Origin of the sequence: Lysinibacillus sp. NPDC047702 (genome assembly GCF_050272555.1) — a bacterium.
Classification (GTDB): domain Bacteria; phylum Bacillota; class Bacilli; order Bacillales_A; family Planococcaceae; genus Lysinibacillus.
Map to the genome: position 1 here is coordinate 20,491 of NZ_JBNNMG010000060.1, position 14,062 is coordinate 34,552.

The window sequence follows — 14,062 nt, forward strand, 5'->3', positions numbered from 1 at the left end:
CGTAAAGTGGAAATGGAGTAAACGGTAATATATACCAATATGCATCAATAAACTTTCGTTCATCTGAGCGAAAGGTTGCTGAATTAGACAAGGGGCAGCCTCGCAATTGCGAAGCCACCCCTTTAGTATTTAATAGGTAACATTTTCGTAAATTGTAAAAGTCTCAACCCAATCATCTGGGGAATATTATCTTGAAACACGATTGTTTCATCACCGCGGTAAAATTCCACTGTGTGCCTTCTAACTTAAGCAACGCAAACCCAACCTTCTTTTGCGTCCTTGCAGCCCCAAAGCATGCGCCAGTGTGAATAAGTATCTACAAAAACAAAAAGCAGAATGCCAGATTACGGAAATATGCCACCTAAAATAGCACGTTAATAATTATAGCACATTATTCCCAAAGAGTAAAGCACTAAAATTACCAGGGTATTTCCTGTGAAACGTTCATCATATATCCATGTTGTGTAGACCATGATACTAGTGAATCCCAAAAACCTTCGCAAGCTAAAATAATTTGCTGTGGATTCGAAAGATTGCCAGTCATCACCAACTCACATAAACTTGCAAATTCTTTTGGCTTATCTGTAAATGTTAAGGCTTCTGGAAGAACTTGAGCAGAGGTAGTATAACATCGTTGATGGTGTAAGCCAATAATCATGGCACCCCCCATTGCCAGTTGCATCGCTAAAATTGGTAAAAATGAGTCGGGACCCTGAATTTGAATATTTCGGATTTTTCCCATGTACTCATACATTTCTTCCACTAATGTCTGGCAAATCACTTCTTTAAAAGCAGTTGGATCTATGGTAGTTATTTTTTCTTTCAGGTCATGAAAAAATAATTCTGGATCGTAGAGAGGAAGAATATCAAAAAATTGACCATGTGTTAGTGGCCATTCTTCATCAACACTCGCTGCTTCGGCTAAAATCGATTCCACATCATCAAAATTTATTTCTGCTTTCCAGTCCCCTGCCGTCCATTCATAGGAAAAACTCTCTTTTATAGAATGGAGTACACATTTTAATTCAATATCAGAATATGGCCCATCTGTTTTTCTTGCCAAAGAACCATACAAACCTATTGCTTTTACCTTTGCACCATATTTCATTAAAAGTTGATTAACAATTGTCATTACAATATTCATCTTTTCTTCTCTAGTCATTTTACTTGGACCCATTATCAATGTCTCTCCTTTTAAATTTGGTATAAGATGGCGTTGATAGATAGTCCAAGGTGGGCCTCGTGCTTAACGAGGAATCTTCTCTGGTGTCATTATCCATTTCTCCTTTCACCTCTTCAAACAGGTAGAATATTTTACGTATAGAAATAACTATAAATGATATAGCCAATAAACAGCACCAAAATTAAAAAAATCATACCTTTCCAACCCATACCACCAGATACATCCACTAAATTTCCATTTTCTGCTCGATTTAATCCTTCATTCAAAGATCCTAAAGGATTATTTTTCAATTCTTTTTGCCTTAAACGTTCTCTTTTTTCGTGTGGTGTTTCTTTCGACTCCATATAAATCACCTCCGTATTATTTTTTAGCAATCAAGGAATACTCTTATTCTTTATATTACCATATTTTGAATTTTAGGATAATAAAGGAGGAGCTTTAGCAAAAATACTGCTAAATGCTCCTCCTTTATAAGTTAGAGGTATCCATCACACCATAATGAAACTTCGCTGTCAATCGCTCATAGCGCTGAATTTGATATTTGGCAAACCATTCTGAACGAAAATGGGCTTTTAACACAACCCGCTTTTTCGCCACACGTTGTGCTTCACGCACCCATTCATCTGTTAATGAAGCATGCTCTCCTGCTCGTCGAAGCGCCTCAAAATTAGTAGCTTCACCAATAATCTCCTCAAACATTGGGTCCATATAGACAACATCAAAAGATTTATCTGGCAAATTTTTTAAATACCAAGTAGCTTCTGCTTGAATCACTTCAATATGGCGCATACATTCCGTTAATGGTAACTCTGAAGTATCATAGGTTTGCATTCCCTGCTTGACGATAAACGCCACATTTGGATTTGCTTCAAGCCCTACGACACGCCCTTCTCCACCAACTGTATATGCGGCAAGCATAGCATCTGCGGCAAGTCCAAGCGTACAATCAAGCAATGAGTCTCCTATTTCTAGCTGCGCCGCTTCTAAAAATGGCTCTGCTTCTCCACGAGCTACACGCTTTAAGCGAAATGCCGCTGAATTAGGATGGAAGAAAAACGGTTCATTTACCCCAAAAGCATAGTATTCAAAGCGATTTTTCCCAGCAACTACTACATGTGCATGAAGTTCCTCCGAGATTTTACGAATAGAACGTTTTTTTCGTAGCTCGAATGAAGCCTCTAATTCATTACATGCAAAAGCAGCGAGCGCCATCGATACATCGTCTGGTCTGCCCGCTGTCGTAACAATAGTCTTTATTTCTCGCATGTTTGCTCTAAAACACCTGTTAAATGAGTAACGATTTGCTCCACTGGGAACCCTTCAATTTGTTCACGTGGAATAAAATATGCCAATTCCCCATCCTTTAAAATCGCCATTGAAGGTGAGCTCGGTGGTACATCCTCAAAAAAACTACGCATCGCTGCAGTCGCTTCAGGATCCTGGCCCGCAAAAACCGTTACCAGATGATCTGGCTTCACCGCCGCCACAGCCTCACGAGCTGCCGGACGTGCCAGCCCCGCCGCACAACCACAAACCGAGTTAATCACCACCAACGAAGTTCCCTTCGTCTCTGCCATAAATTCATTCACCGCATCAGCTGTCGTCAGCTCCGTAAAGCCAGCCCCCACCAGCTCTTCACGCATCGGTTTCACAACCTGCTTCATATATTCATCGTAAGCGTTCATGCTTTTACCCTCTTTCATATGTATTCGCAAAGCTTATTATAGCAAGGTTTTTCACGAATGTACAAAAACATGCTTTTATCTAATTTCGCAGGTTTTCGGGGGAAATGTGACTTTTTCGTGATTTTGGTGACTTTTTTGTGTAACGAAGTGGTGATAAAGTTCGGGTCGTTACACACCTAAAAAATGGAATTACTAAGTATAAATATAAATATAAAAAAGACCAAGTGCTCATTTAAAAATGTCTTGGTCTATTCTATTTCGAAACTTTATTTTATTTTGGGGTCCCGTCAGATTTATACGGATTTACAACGTTAAGAAATATACACGATTTTATGCAAAGTGAAGAATAAACCAAATAAGTAAAAATACTGCTATATCAACCGTTTACGCCACCTGTATAAAAAGACATATAAACAATGTTCATAAGAAAAGCCACGAAACGTTGATTTAGCAACATTTTTGGCTTTTAAGGTCTTTTTCAAGTTTTCATTTGGGAACGTTATTTTGTATGAAGTTGTATTATTAATAAATCCTTTTATAAATCAATGATGTTATCAAAAGATGTAACTTTTTCGTTAACTAAAACTTTAACTTTAACATTTCCAGGATTCATTTTATATATGTACTGTTTTAACTCAGTATTTTCTTGATTTTCACTATTAAATTTTATATTTAGTATGCCATCAATGGCTTCAAATTCAACAGTAATCGTACCTGCAGATTGAAAAATAATATAAGCATTCATACCCTTTTTAATAAGTTGTAATTGATGATCCGTATTAATTACGTTTTGAACTTTATCAGGAATATCAAAAGTTTGATCAATACTTACACTTGATGAATTACACCCTGCTAATATTAATGTGAAGAATAGTATTAGACAAAATAGTTTTTTTAAAGTAATCACACCCCAATAAGTAACCAAATAATTTCCGTATAGTAATTATTTCAACATATTTCTAATAATACCTTTGTAATATAAAATAAAACCTTCCATAAAGCATTTTTTTGGAAGATTTTTCACTTAGCGTTGTAAATCCGCATTTTTCTGATGCTACCCCATTTTGTGGAAAACATGTTCTATTTCATCTATCCAACTTTTTCCGCCATATACTACGAAGGTTGTTTTATTACCTTTCACATCTAAAATCTTCACTCTTTGAGAGATAAGGAGATTTAAACCTAGTTCCGCTTGTTTTACTTCTTTTAAGCTTAATTCCCAATATAAATTCGGATTAATATTTAAGGCATGGGCACAAAAAATTAGACGTTGATTTGTTAATAACAAACGACCTCCATCAGATTTAGTTGCATTATTGTAGATATTTGCCATACCTGAACGTACTGGTAATTCATTTACACCCATTTCAATTTCATGGAAAAAGATTTTTTATAGGTTGGTTTGAAATCTTTTAAATCTAATGTAATCTGATTTGCTTCTGACGTAATGATGGAACTACCACAGTATTCACAATTACTGTGACACCAAGTTCTGATTTAAGAACTTCAATAAATCTCTTCTCTAGCTCGTTCAATGTACATTTTAATGTGTTCTTGATTATTGGCAAACTTTTCGTCATTTATTAAATCACGGAACTCATCATCCAAATACGCCATAACAAGGTTAAGGGAACTTTGTACAACCAAAAGTGTACATATTTCTTCATTTCAGGTTCTACAATAAGGTTCATGGTATTTAACTCCCCATATTCTGTTTTCAAAGCCAATGTTTATAAACATTGAACAACTAAATTCTAAAAAAATAAATATTTTACTAAAGCAACAATAACAATAATGCCTATTAAAATTAAAAATCCAGTAAAAGTAAAACCAGTTGCCATATTTCTTTCAGGAATCCAATGTAAGTCTTTATCTCTATCATTGTTTCTATCTTTATTTACATCTAAATCTTTATCATTCTTTTTATTATTATTTTCCATAAATTTTCCTCATTTCCAAAAATATGCTAGATTTTTAAAAAATTTATATATATAATTAATTTTAACATAAAAAGAAATGGAGTGAAAGTAAATGAAGAATAAGTTCACAGCAAAGTTCACAGCACTAACTGCATTATCCATTGTTTTATTTTTAGGCATTGATTCTGCATCAGCAAAAGAGCAGGAGCAAAAAGAGCCTAAGATTTTAAAAACTGAGTATTTTACCGAGTTTTATGGAATGTCTGACGATGTGTTGATTGACAAAGCTTTAAAGGGTGAAAATGTTGATACACCTCATAAAAAAGTAAAAATTAAAGAAAATGATGAAAAAAACGAAATTTCAATAGAAATCGATAAAGCATTAAGTGAAACTACATTTGATGATGGTACTGTAGTTGAAGATCGAATGAAATCAGTATCGACTTTTGTAAGCGTAGAAGGCCCATACCCAAATTCAAAAACTTCAGAAGCACTAACAGCTTCTTCATCAGCAAAAGTTTTGATGAGTATTTCATATCAATCTATCACGGTTGGTACTTTAACAGGATACAAACTATCTAGTTATTCAGTTACTCCAATCCTTCAAGATAATGCATTTACGTTAACAAAATTCCAATATGAGGCAAGATCAAATGGGTCTGGCTATAAGCTTGATGGAAAATCTTATAATACACTTGAAACTACAGGTGTCCAAACTATTTCAAATCCAGTAAGTGGTACTCCATTCTCTAAAACTTTATCTTGGGTTAAGTATAATATAGAAACTGGTGATGGATTTGGCTCAGGAGTAACTGGTGATTTGTGGTATGCAAGAAGTGGAACAACTTACAGATTACCTTTCCTTATTACTGCAAATTAAAATTTAGAATAAATTAAAATCAATTTAAATGAAAAGTATAATAATTTTTATGAAAAAGGGTAGTTTTTTGCTACTCTTTTTTATGCTTTGCTTTGATAAAGGATAATGTAGCTAAAATGTGGCTATCTAATATTTTGATAATTACCTTGCAATGTCATTTCATTTTGACATTACTTTTTATATTTACAATGGTGTCGAAACTTAAAAGAAAAAGCTCAGGCTCAAAATTAATTGAGTACTTGAGCACAAATATTATTTACTTCGTCTTTGTTGAATAGTAATGTACAGACCAATTAAACGATCAGTGGTCATTGTACCATTTTTGTAAATCCTTTAAGTGCGATTCCTGAATAATGCCATTTTTACTGCCCGCACAATCAACTTTTCTGTTTCAGTTTCCATAGCTGGAGAACCTGTATTCCATGTTGTATTTGTCACTTTGATTTCCTCCCTAAGGTTATCTTATACAATTAATTGAACTTTCATTTTGCTATCACTTGGTATAACTACTTTCCATAATACATACCCTTTCGGCATCTTCCATCTTGCCTTTACTTCAAAGCGGGGTCGGTCAATACTACCAACCCAATCGCCACCCCATGTAATACTAGCTTTTAGCGTTGACTCCTATTCGATTTAAAATTGTCACATCATATAAGGATTGTGGAGGACCAACAGCAATATCCCACACTAGGCGCGATTTGTGATTGCTGTCTAATGTCCAAGTAACAATCTGGTTCGCCCCTGAGCGTATAAGTAATTTTGTTGTTCCTGTGAGTGATATGTTACTGTAATAAGGATAATTTAATTAAGGCTTTAAAAAACTCCTGGAATAACAAACAGTATGTTGTTTGTGCAGCTGATAATAACTCGGTCTCGACATGTTGTACACTTACACTCATTTCACATCACCTATTTAATATTTTCATGTTTTCATTGGTCCTTGCCAGTGTACGTTTTAAAGTGCATTCAGAACTGATCATATTAATAGCTTTATCCAGTATATTCATTGATAAATCGCCTCCATCCTATAAATCACGTGGTACAAAAAACGTTTTGCACGTCTAACGGATTTACTTGATGCTTGAATTTCACATATGGATACTTTACTACTCCAATAATCAATTTGCCTCCTGATTTCAGACAAATTTGCGTATGTTAAAGTACGATAACCGAGTGGATAACTTTGATCTTTTTTGGATACTTTCAATTCAGCATCAAGCCAAGCCTCTAAATGATGTTGTACTTGTTCTCATGTAATCATTTCCTTATATCTCTTTTTCTCCTTTTTTGCCTTTTAACAGTACTTATAGTTCCAATGGAATACTCTCGTTCAAAGTTTGGATTCACAATTTCAATTGCTGCAGTTTTATAAACACGCAAGTCGAATCTCTCATTTCTTGCAAGAATTTTTACCCAAACTTGATATGGAGTACCACTCTCCATTGGCCAGCCTCTGCTGAAGATTCACGAGATAGCTTACGATGCGCATCTGCCCATTCGAAAACAGTAAGATTAGGTGGTGGAGCTAATGCTTGCTTTGCTAATTGCTGAAATAATTTTTTTGAATCAGCTATTGTATGCATCACTATCACCAGGACTTTCAATGTAAATCTTATCAGCACTCTTTTCATAGAATACATCAGGATCATAATCGGATAATTCCTGCATTAATTCATAAATTTCTTCTTTCAACGTCTCTCTTACAGCCATGATTTCTATTACTCCGATAACCTTAGGTGCTGCCTTTGTTGGAAAGGCTAATAATTGTGAACGGAATCGCGTCAACATATCGTTCATGACTTCTTTTATATCTTCAGATCGATGCAGTTCGCCAGCCATTATCTTATATTCCATTTCTGACTTCATACGTTTTGCTCGTGTCCATAATGTATCTTCTTTTAATTTATTTAATTCGTCTTCAGTTTCAGCCGTTGCCTTTGAAATTTGGAATTCGATGTATTTTTGAATTGACTTCGGCAAATCATATTTACCTCGCCCTATCTTCACTAACGCATCCTCTTTGTCTAACTGTCTAATTCGTGAAGTTGAGATGCCCAAAATCACAGATAACTGAGCTTGACTAACGGTTTCGACAGATTCAACTAAATCCTTTTGTGTCAAGGCTTCAACCCCCATTTCACATTTATTTCCCAACCTCAAAATCACCGCAACCGTTAACGACCTTTTCGATTTACTAACTGAGCAATCCATGGGCTCGAAAGCACCCGCATAAAAGGTAAAACTCTGGAAGAACCTAAGATAATTTTCTCAATTGTTCACACAATTAAAACAATTCACTTTAACCCTAGAGCCTCATGGTTTCACGCCACTTTTTCATACGTTGTATGACTTGCTCCCTTCACTCTTAACGGGCAACTGCTTGACACTAACCCTCTGAACGCAACATATCTTTAATACTGTTGAATTAAAAAAACACGCTCAAATGCCTGTTGCATCAACATTCTACAAATTATTTTTATTTCAATTCACAATGCCACTATGTTATGTAGCATTCGTTATTATTTGAAGCTATGTATTCAGTATTTATGTCCATAAAAAAGCACACCTCTTAGTAAAGGTGTGTCATCTTATCATCTAGATCATCTTGTCCTGCTCCTATATAGAACAATGTTGTTGTTGGTTTATCATGGTTAAATAGCTTTTGTAATGCTCCAATGTCTTTATACTTTTGATAAAAGGTATAGCCAAATGTTTTTCGTAAGCTGTGGGTACCGATTGGTTCGGTATATCCTATTGCCTTTGCAGCATCCTTTAAAATTTTGTATGCAGTGGTTCGATCAATAGGTTTAGCTTTCCCTGTTCGCGTCTTTATTCGAGATGGAAACAAATATTCAGTACGTCTTTTATCCTCACAATATTCGTTTAATATTTTTCTGAGAGCTGGTGTTATAATAATACGTTTATACTTACCAGTCTTTTGTTCTTCAATCATTAAGTGTGTACCCTCTACATCTCTAACACGAAGATCTAGTATGTCAGATATACGTAAACCTGTATGAAGGCCAGTCATGAATAATACATAGTCTCGAGCTCTTCTATTCTTGAAGTATTGTGTGAATTCTTCTAGCCATGCTTTATCACGTATAGGTTCAACAAACTTCATGGAATAAACCACCCTTCATCTTCAATTTTCTCTTTTATTCTTGACATCGTTCGGGCAACAGTCCCCTTATGTATGCCTAGTACAGAAGCTATTTCCTCATGTGTATAGCCATTACTGATCAATTGTAAAATGTCCTTTTGACGGGTCGTTAGATTTCTAGTTATGGTCTGGAGAATCTGTCCTTTTTCTTCCTGCGTTACTTTCACTAATTCAGCATCTTCATCAGCGATCATCCCATACATGCTCATATCATTTGTTGCTTGTCTACGTTGTATCCAGTATGGTTCAAAGGGTATTTCACGTTCATATGCTGCTCGACGTTCGATTCCTCTTGTTACGCTAGGAATATGACCTAGATTCATATATTGCAAGCCGTAACTAACATTGGAAAGCCAATTCTTTACGGTTTTAATATCTCCCTCAATTAGTCTAACAACTTGTATTTCATCTGGTGTCAAACCGCTTAAATTATCGGTAACCTCATAAGACATAACGATAGCTTCTCTTTTTCGTTGTAATTCATCTAGAATAGCCTTAGTCATATGTTTAGTGGCCCTATATTCAATTCTTAAATCTCTCAAACTACTTCACCACCTTGGAAAATTATTTTTCTGAAGTATCACAGGGGTTATTTTCATTCAAATAAAAAGAGGACAACAAAAGATGGCAGCGTTTTGCTGCTATCCATTGTTGTCCTCCAGTGAGCTGGTAGAACACATTTAATTTGTTATTTCCTGTGATAAAATATCCCTTAAATACCTCAGCATATCAAAAATCAAAACTGACATTGTTATTAACAGTATTGAGATAAATGCATAATCATCAATAATAATTTTACTATAACTAGCAAAAAATAATACTATACAAGCCAGTAAAACAAAATTAACCTCATATAAAATTCTAATAACATACAATCTAGTTTTTGTGGATTTACCACCCTTCACCAGTCCTACAGATGCAACAATAGAAGCTGCTATTCCAAATAATATTGTAGCACTCAAAGAAGCAAAATCTTTAGACACTTCATTTATTGGAGTACCACCTATTCCAAATAATAAATAGTAACTTAGTAAACAGAAAAAAAGAATGAATGCAAAAAATAAATTCCAATAAATCTCCTTTTTCATAACTTCTCCTTTCTTGTACCCTCATTACTTATTCTTTTAATTCCCAAATGAAATAAAAAGAATACAATAAAAATTGCAATTTTTCCCTATTCTCTTACGTTATCCTCCGGCTAGTTGGTAGAACTTATACAATAATAGTATAATTGTTATCTCCTTCTTTTTCTTTTTCACTAATTATAAGATCAATTATAGCTTTTAATAAAAAAGCTCGATTTTTCATTCCTTTAAAACTAAAATAAGCTATATGTATCAAAATCAAAACAAATAAACTTGAATTCACAAATTGGACTATTAAAATAAAAAAACCCCACTTACTTTCACCATCATTAATAACTTTTATCATGTTAGTAATGAATAAACTTGAAATAATTACAGTAATAGTACTTATTAAGATTTTCTTACTAATTTCTGATAAAAAATTCAGGAACCCTAATTTTAATTTTAAATCAACAGCTTCTCTAATAAGATAATAATCCTTTAAATTTGGACCAATTTTTTCTATAATTTTTGCCTTAAATATTTTAAGGTCAGCTAAACTATTAACACCTTCATCCAAATCCCCAACTACTTCATAAATAAATAGATCAGTATCGAATTCTTCGCCTATTCGAGTGAATAATTTACGCTTCTTGGCATTCTGTCCTTTTACCATTTTTAATTCACTTTTATCTGAACTATCTTTAAATACACTTAAATATGGATTTAATAGTAGTAGTATAAATATCAATATCCCAATTTGAGTTAAAAGCTTTTTAATATCTTCACTTACAAAAAATTGCAGGACAATTTGTATTATAATAAAAGCAATTGATGATCCTATACATGCAAATACAAATTTCGCCAAAATTCTCACCTCTGTTTAGCATATTTTTTCTAATTTTCAAACCAAACTTTGAGTATTTCTATTATACCAACATAAAATTCCCTCTTTCAAATGCCGAAAGGGAATTTATCTGAATTTTATGCAATTATTAGTTCATGTTTTTTCAAAATGGTTAAATATTGCTCTTTCATTTTATCTTCTTCTGATAAAATGCACTCCACAGCTTTTATATAATGCTTGCACACAGCCTTGGAACAACCAACTCAAACAATTCAAAATAGGTCATAGTGGATGTTGTTTGTATTTTCTTATCCTCACAAACTTTGTAGACAATTTGTCTTAAAGCATACCATTCATTTATAGCTCGCATAAATATCCTCCTCCTTATTAGTGGAACACCACTTATCAATCACAAACAATAACGGTTATAATAAAAACCTTGTTTTTGAATAAATTCCCTCATTCGTTTAAATTCATTGATAAATTCAATTATTGTTTGTACAGTTTCTCTTGTGTTATAACTGGACACCACAAGTGTAATGCTTCTACTGTAAGATTGAATTTCGGATACCATTGTTTATTTTGAGGATGCTGATACTGGGTCTCCTCAAAATTGAGCTGGCTAAATTCTTTACCTGCATAGTCCATCTGTTTTTTGAAATTGAGTTATTAGATTGCGTCAAAGCCGAAATAGTAGCAAATCGTAATTTAGATGAAGTTGTTAAAATATTTCTTATTAGATTAAAAAGGACAACAAAAGACATTAGCGTGTTGATTTCTTTTGTTGTCCTTCAGATGACTGGTAGAACTTGATAATATTCTATTGTTCTTTCTAAATTTTATTTAAATAGTAAATACAAATAAGGAATTAAACATGGAAAAAATTCACGAAAATTATTTGGTAAATTGAATGAATGATATTTTTCCTCTCATAATGGTTGTTGCTTAACCTTTTGGTTCTAAAATAAATGCATTTCCTACCTTTTTCAAATCATTAAATTAAATAAATTTTTATCAATTTTATATTTACCCTCTTCAAGAAACCCTATCCTTTCAAGAGTTTCTATGCTTTCATTTCCCCCATTATAATATAATGCATAATCACTAAGTAATTTAAATTCTATTGGAGTTAGCTGTGATGTTAGAATCGTCAAATACTCTTCCCTTATTTTTTGATTTTGATCACTTCCTTCATCAAAATCAAAATTTTCTATATAGCTAATAATATGGAAAAAATTTCTATAATAATGACTAATTTTATTTTTTAATTTTAAAAACGCTAATGTATAAATTTCATCTAGTTTCTTACTTTTTTCTTCTATAAACTCAAGAAACTCCTTTTCTAACTTTTCCATCTCCTCAAATGAATATCCAACCGATTTCATAAAAGAATAATCTATAAAATAATCTCTCCATCGTACATTTTTCCCTTTAATTGTTTTTGAATATATTAAATGTAAAGATGTACTAAAATTTTCTCCTTCATTTATATCTTGAAGAGCGCTGTGAAATAGTTCTTTCAATTCTTCTGACTCTTCAAATTCTTTCAAATAAAAGTATTTCAAAGCATAATAAAAATCCAATGGTCTCTCTTTTATAAACTTTTTTTCCCACATTCTTATTATAATTAAATCAAAAGAACTTTCATACATTAAAGCTAATGGATAATATAAGTTATCCCTAAAATATACCTCTAATTGTGCCAATACATCCCTTTCACTTTTATCACCAATATTAAGTTCAGATATAATTTTATAATGGATATCAATCATATTAAAAAATTTGTTTTCAAATAAAGCTCTTCTACTTTGTTTATTTGAAATCTTGAATTCCTCACGTGTTTTTGTAATTTCTGTTCTTTGTAACTCAAGTTCTTTTTTTTGCATTATCATTGCAGCAGTAACAAATAGCAAACTTGCAAGAGACAATAATCCTACTGTTGTCCCACCAAAAAAATCACCAACAGTCCCGAGTTCAGCGAATTTATCTAGGTTATACTTATAGTTATTAAAATAGATTATTGAAAAGGGTGTTGCAATTGCTACACTACTAAACACTCCTCCAATTATCATGAAATAATTTTCAACTTTTTTGTAACCTGGAATTTCCCTATTCTCGACTGTTAGTTTTTCAAGTTTTTCTATTTCATTTTTATTCAAAACTCCCCACCCTCATCCCATTTAACTAGTTTCTTCTACCCTCGGTGTGATACTCTTTTCAATTTGAGCTGTGAGTTCGGATATCTTTGCCAAACAACTTTCGAAAGAGCTATTACACAAGTCTCATGTAGTTCAATTATATCAAGATAAATATTTCCATCAACATCTATATATAACTTTTAATGGTTATAGGCAGACGCTTATTTCGACGCTCATCTCATGTAACCCACTCTTCAACAGCTCAGCCATTAACGTTCTCTTATCCCCCACCCTTTTAAACGAAAAAAAGAAGGACAACGAATAACAACAGCTTGGGCTGTTATCAAATGTTGTCCTCTAGAAAGCTGGTAGAACATTTAAAATAATGATTTTATATTAATAAAATTTCTAAACAATTCAAAATGGTTTAATCCTTTCAATTAAAAAAAGAAGACAACAATTGTTAATAGTATATACTACTATCTTATTTCGCCATCCAACTAACAAGAGGAGATATTTTAAATTATCATAAAGTCATAGAAGTTTCTTTTTCCTTTTAAATCGAAAAATATGTCATGTTTATACTCAGCAGCTACTTCATCTGAATACAATTTGAAATTTAATCTCTTTGTATCCATTTCTACAGCTATATAATCTAGATTCATTTTATAACAATCACTATAATCAGAATGAGTAATGGAAGGGAATGACTTCTTAAATTCTGTATTATATATTGGCTGGAAGTACCTTATAAGTGCAGCTTCAGTAAAACTTATTTCTTGTTTCAATGAAATTGATTCATAAGGGAGTCGCTCTAATTCTAATTGAGTCATCAATCTTTCTTTATATGTTTCATAATTTGAATTGGGTGATACAATCGTCATTGTATTTCTATCAAAATTCCAAGCTGTTAAATATATACTTCTATCATCTTCTTTTTCAAAGTATATTTGTTGTAAAGTACTATGTGATTCTAATCTATCGAAAACATTTCTATTGCCATTTGTTCCAAATGACTTTCCTATATATACCACTTCACAATTAAGTTCTTCACCTATTTTTAATAATAAATTAATAATGTTTACTTGGCTCTTCACCAAAACATGTGCTTGACTAAGAGCCATACTGAATCCATTCGGCATTGCATTCTAGTAAAATTGTCTCTTTATAGTGCTGCGGA

At 32.9% G+C, this 14,062-nt stretch carries 18 protein-coding genes and 2 pseudogenes; 1 reads left to right on the forward strand and 19 read right to left on the reverse strand.

The features are described from left to right. Positions 1 to 418: 418 nt before the first annotated feature. The 7 genes from ACQKIM_RS21890 to ACQKIM_RS21920 form a co-directional block, all read right to left on the reverse strand. Positions 419 to 1,177, reverse strand: a complete 759-nt coding sequence (locus ACQKIM_RS21890) for an ANT(4')-I family aminoglycoside nucleotidyltransferase (RefSeq protein WP_427548090.1) — start codon at positions 1,175 to 1,177, stop codon at positions 419 to 421. Positions 1,178 to 1,314: 137 nt separating this feature from the next. After that, the gene (locus ACQKIM_RS21895) at positions 1,315 to 1,527 is read right to left on the reverse strand and encodes a DUF6366 family protein (protein ID WP_427548092.1); all 213 of its coding nucleotides are present in this window, start codon (positions 1,525 to 1,527) and stop codon (positions 1,315 to 1,317) included. A gap of 124 nt (positions 1,528 to 1,651) precedes the next feature. Further along, entirely contained in the window at positions 1,652 to 2,449 is a 798-nt protein-coding gene (locus tag ACQKIM_RS21900) for a class I SAM-dependent methyltransferase (protein ID WP_427548094.1), read from the reverse strand. Further along, positions 2,437 to 2,868, reverse strand: a complete 432-nt coding sequence (locus ACQKIM_RS21905; protein ID WP_427548096.1) for a BrxA/BrxB family bacilliredoxin — start codon at positions 2,866 to 2,868, stop codon at positions 2,437 to 2,439. Before ACQKIM_RS21905 ends, ACQKIM_RS21900 begins: the two co-directional genes overlap by 13 nt. 535 nt (positions 2,869 to 3,403) lie before the next feature. Continuing rightward, on the reverse strand, positions 3,404 to 3,775 hold the full coding sequence (locus ACQKIM_RS21910; protein ID WP_427548098.1) for a peptidylprolyl isomerase: 372 nt from the start codon (positions 3,773 to 3,775) through the stop codon (positions 3,404 to 3,406). 147 nt (positions 3,776 to 3,922) lie between these two features. Beyond that, positions 3,923 to 4,234: a hypothetical protein gene (locus tag ACQKIM_RS21915; protein WP_427548100.1), complete on the reverse strand. Its 312-nt coding sequence runs from the start codon at positions 4,232 to 4,234 to the stop codon at positions 3,923 to 3,925. Between the two features lie 388 nt (positions 4,235 to 4,622). Further along, positions 4,623 to 4,808 (reverse strand): hypothetical protein, encoded by a 186-nt coding sequence (locus tag ACQKIM_RS21920; RefSeq protein ID WP_427548102.1) that lies wholly within the window; start codon positions 4,806 to 4,808, stop codon positions 4,623 to 4,625. Between the two features lie 91 nt (positions 4,809 to 4,899). Between ACQKIM_RS21920 and ACQKIM_RS21925 the strand changes: the two genes are divergently transcribed. Further along, positions 4,900 to 5,667, forward strand: a complete 768-nt coding sequence (locus ACQKIM_RS21925; protein WP_427548104.1) for a hypothetical protein — start codon at positions 4,900 to 4,902, stop codon at positions 5,665 to 5,667. Between the two features lie 1,006 nt (positions 5,668 to 6,673). On the opposite strand, the pseudogene ACQKIM_RS21930 reads toward ACQKIM_RS21925, so the two are convergent. The 12 genes and pseudogenes from ACQKIM_RS21930 to ACQKIM_RS21985 all read right to left on the reverse strand — a co-directional run. Continuing rightward, positions 6,674 to 6,898, reverse strand: a pseudogene (locus tag ACQKIM_RS21930) (DUF6148 family protein); the annotation flags it as partial. Between the two features lie 29 nt (positions 6,899 to 6,927). Then, positions 6,928 to 7,113, reverse strand: a complete 186-nt coding sequence (locus tag ACQKIM_RS21935; protein ID WP_427548105.1) for a terminase gpA endonuclease subunit — start codon at positions 7,111 to 7,113, stop codon at positions 6,928 to 6,930. Further along, positions 7,080 to 7,253 (reverse strand): hypothetical protein, encoded by a 174-nt coding sequence (locus ACQKIM_RS21940; protein ID WP_427548107.1) that lies wholly within the window; start codon positions 7,251 to 7,253, stop codon positions 7,080 to 7,082. Before ACQKIM_RS21940 ends, ACQKIM_RS21935 begins: the two co-directional genes overlap by 34 nt. Beyond that, positions 7,237 to 7,791 carry a hypothetical protein gene (locus tag ACQKIM_RS21945; protein ID WP_427548109.1) on the reverse strand — a complete coding sequence of 185 codons (555 nt, stop codon included), beginning with the start codon at positions 7,789 to 7,791 and terminating at the stop codon, positions 7,237 to 7,239. The genes ACQKIM_RS21940 and ACQKIM_RS21945 overlap by 17 nt, the downstream gene beginning before the upstream one ends. A gap of 448 nt (positions 7,792 to 8,239) precedes the next feature. Next, positions 8,240 to 8,794: a site-specific integrase gene (locus ACQKIM_RS21950; RefSeq protein WP_427548111.1), complete on the reverse strand. Its 555-nt coding sequence runs from the start codon at positions 8,792 to 8,794 to the stop codon at positions 8,240 to 8,242. Next, on the reverse strand, positions 8,791 to 9,375 hold the full coding sequence (locus ACQKIM_RS21955) for a sigma factor-like helix-turn-helix DNA-binding protein (protein ID WP_427548113.1): 585 nt from the start codon (positions 9,373 to 9,375) through the stop codon (positions 8,791 to 8,793). Before ACQKIM_RS21955 ends, ACQKIM_RS21950 begins: the two co-directional genes overlap by 4 nt. 138 nt (positions 9,376 to 9,513) lie before the next feature. Then, positions 9,514 to 9,921: a hypothetical protein gene (locus ACQKIM_RS21960; RefSeq protein WP_427548114.1), complete on the reverse strand. Its 408-nt coding sequence runs from the start codon at positions 9,919 to 9,921 to the stop codon at positions 9,514 to 9,516. 124 nt (positions 9,922 to 10,045) lie between these two features. Then, entirely contained in the window at positions 10,046 to 10,765 is a 720-nt protein-coding gene (locus ACQKIM_RS21965; protein WP_427548116.1) for a hypothetical protein, read from the reverse strand. A 205-nt stretch (positions 10,766 to 10,970) separates the two neighbouring features. Further along, positions 10,971 to 11,114 carry a hypothetical protein gene (locus ACQKIM_RS21970; protein ID WP_427548118.1) on the reverse strand — a complete coding sequence of 48 codons (144 nt, stop codon included), beginning with the start codon at positions 11,112 to 11,114 and terminating at the stop codon, positions 10,971 to 10,973. Between the two features lie 69 nt (positions 11,115 to 11,183). Next, positions 11,184 to 11,374 (reverse strand): annotated as a pseudogene (locus tag ACQKIM_RS21975) (Rha family transcriptional regulator); the annotation flags it as partial. A 356-nt stretch (positions 11,375 to 11,730) separates the two neighbouring features. After that, on the reverse strand, positions 11,731 to 12,903 hold the full coding sequence (locus tag ACQKIM_RS21980; protein ID WP_427548120.1) for a putative phage abortive infection protein: 1,173 nt from the start codon (positions 12,901 to 12,903) through the stop codon (positions 11,731 to 11,733). 497 nt (positions 12,904 to 13,400) lie between these two features. Beyond that, on the reverse strand, positions 13,401 to 14,006 hold the full coding sequence (locus tag ACQKIM_RS21985) for a hypothetical protein (protein ID WP_427548122.1): 606 nt from the start codon (positions 14,004 to 14,006) through the stop codon (positions 13,401 to 13,403). Between the last annotated feature and the right edge of the window lie 56 nt (positions 14,007 to 14,062).

Coding starts and splice junctions, on each gene's coding strand:
- ACQKIM_RS21925 (WP_427548104.1), top strand. CDS start 4,900: ATGAAGAATAAGTTCACAGCAAAGTTCACAGCACTAACTGCATTATCC.
- ACQKIM_RS21985 (WP_427548122.1), bottom strand. CDS start 14,006: ATGGCTCTTAGTCAAGCACATGTTTTGGTGAAGAGCCAAGTAAACATT.
- ACQKIM_RS21900 (WP_427548094.1), bottom strand. CDS start 2,449: ATGCGAGAAATAAAGACTATTGTTACGACAGCGGGCAGACCAGACGAT.
- ACQKIM_RS21915 (WP_427548100.1), bottom strand. CDS start 4,234: ATGGGTGTAAATGAATTACCAGTACGTTCAGGTATGGCAAATATCTAC.
- ACQKIM_RS21950 (WP_427548111.1), bottom strand. CDS start 8,794: ATGAAGTTTGTTGAACCTATACGTGATAAAGCATGGCTAGAAGAATTC.
- ACQKIM_RS21905 (WP_427548096.1), bottom strand. CDS start 2,868: ATGAACGCTTACGATGAATATATGAAGCAGGTTGTGAAACCGATGCGT.
- ACQKIM_RS21935 (WP_427548105.1), bottom strand. CDS start 7,113: ATGGAGAGTGGTACTCCATATCAAGTTTGGGTAAAAATTCTTGCAAGA.
- ACQKIM_RS21960 (WP_427548114.1), bottom strand. CDS start 9,921: ATGAAAAAGGAGATTTATTGGAATTTATTTTTTGCATTCATTCTTTTT.
- ACQKIM_RS21970 (WP_427548118.1), bottom strand. CDS start 11,114: ATGCGAGCTATAAATGAATGGTATGCTTTAAGACAAATTGTCTACAAA.
- ACQKIM_RS21895 (WP_427548092.1), bottom strand. CDS start 1,527: ATGGAGTCGAAAGAAACACCACACGAAAAAAGAGAACGTTTAAGGCAA.
- ACQKIM_RS21890 (WP_427548090.1), bottom strand. CDS start 1,177: ATGGGTCCAAGTAAAATGACTAGAGAAGAAAAGATGAATATTGTAATG.
- ACQKIM_RS21920 (WP_427548102.1), bottom strand. CDS start 4,808: ATGGAAAATAATAATAAAAAGAATGATAAAGATTTAGATGTAAATAAA.
- ACQKIM_RS21940 (WP_427548107.1), bottom strand. CDS start 7,253: ATGCATACAATAGCTGATTCAAAAAAATTATTTCAGCAATTAGCAAAG.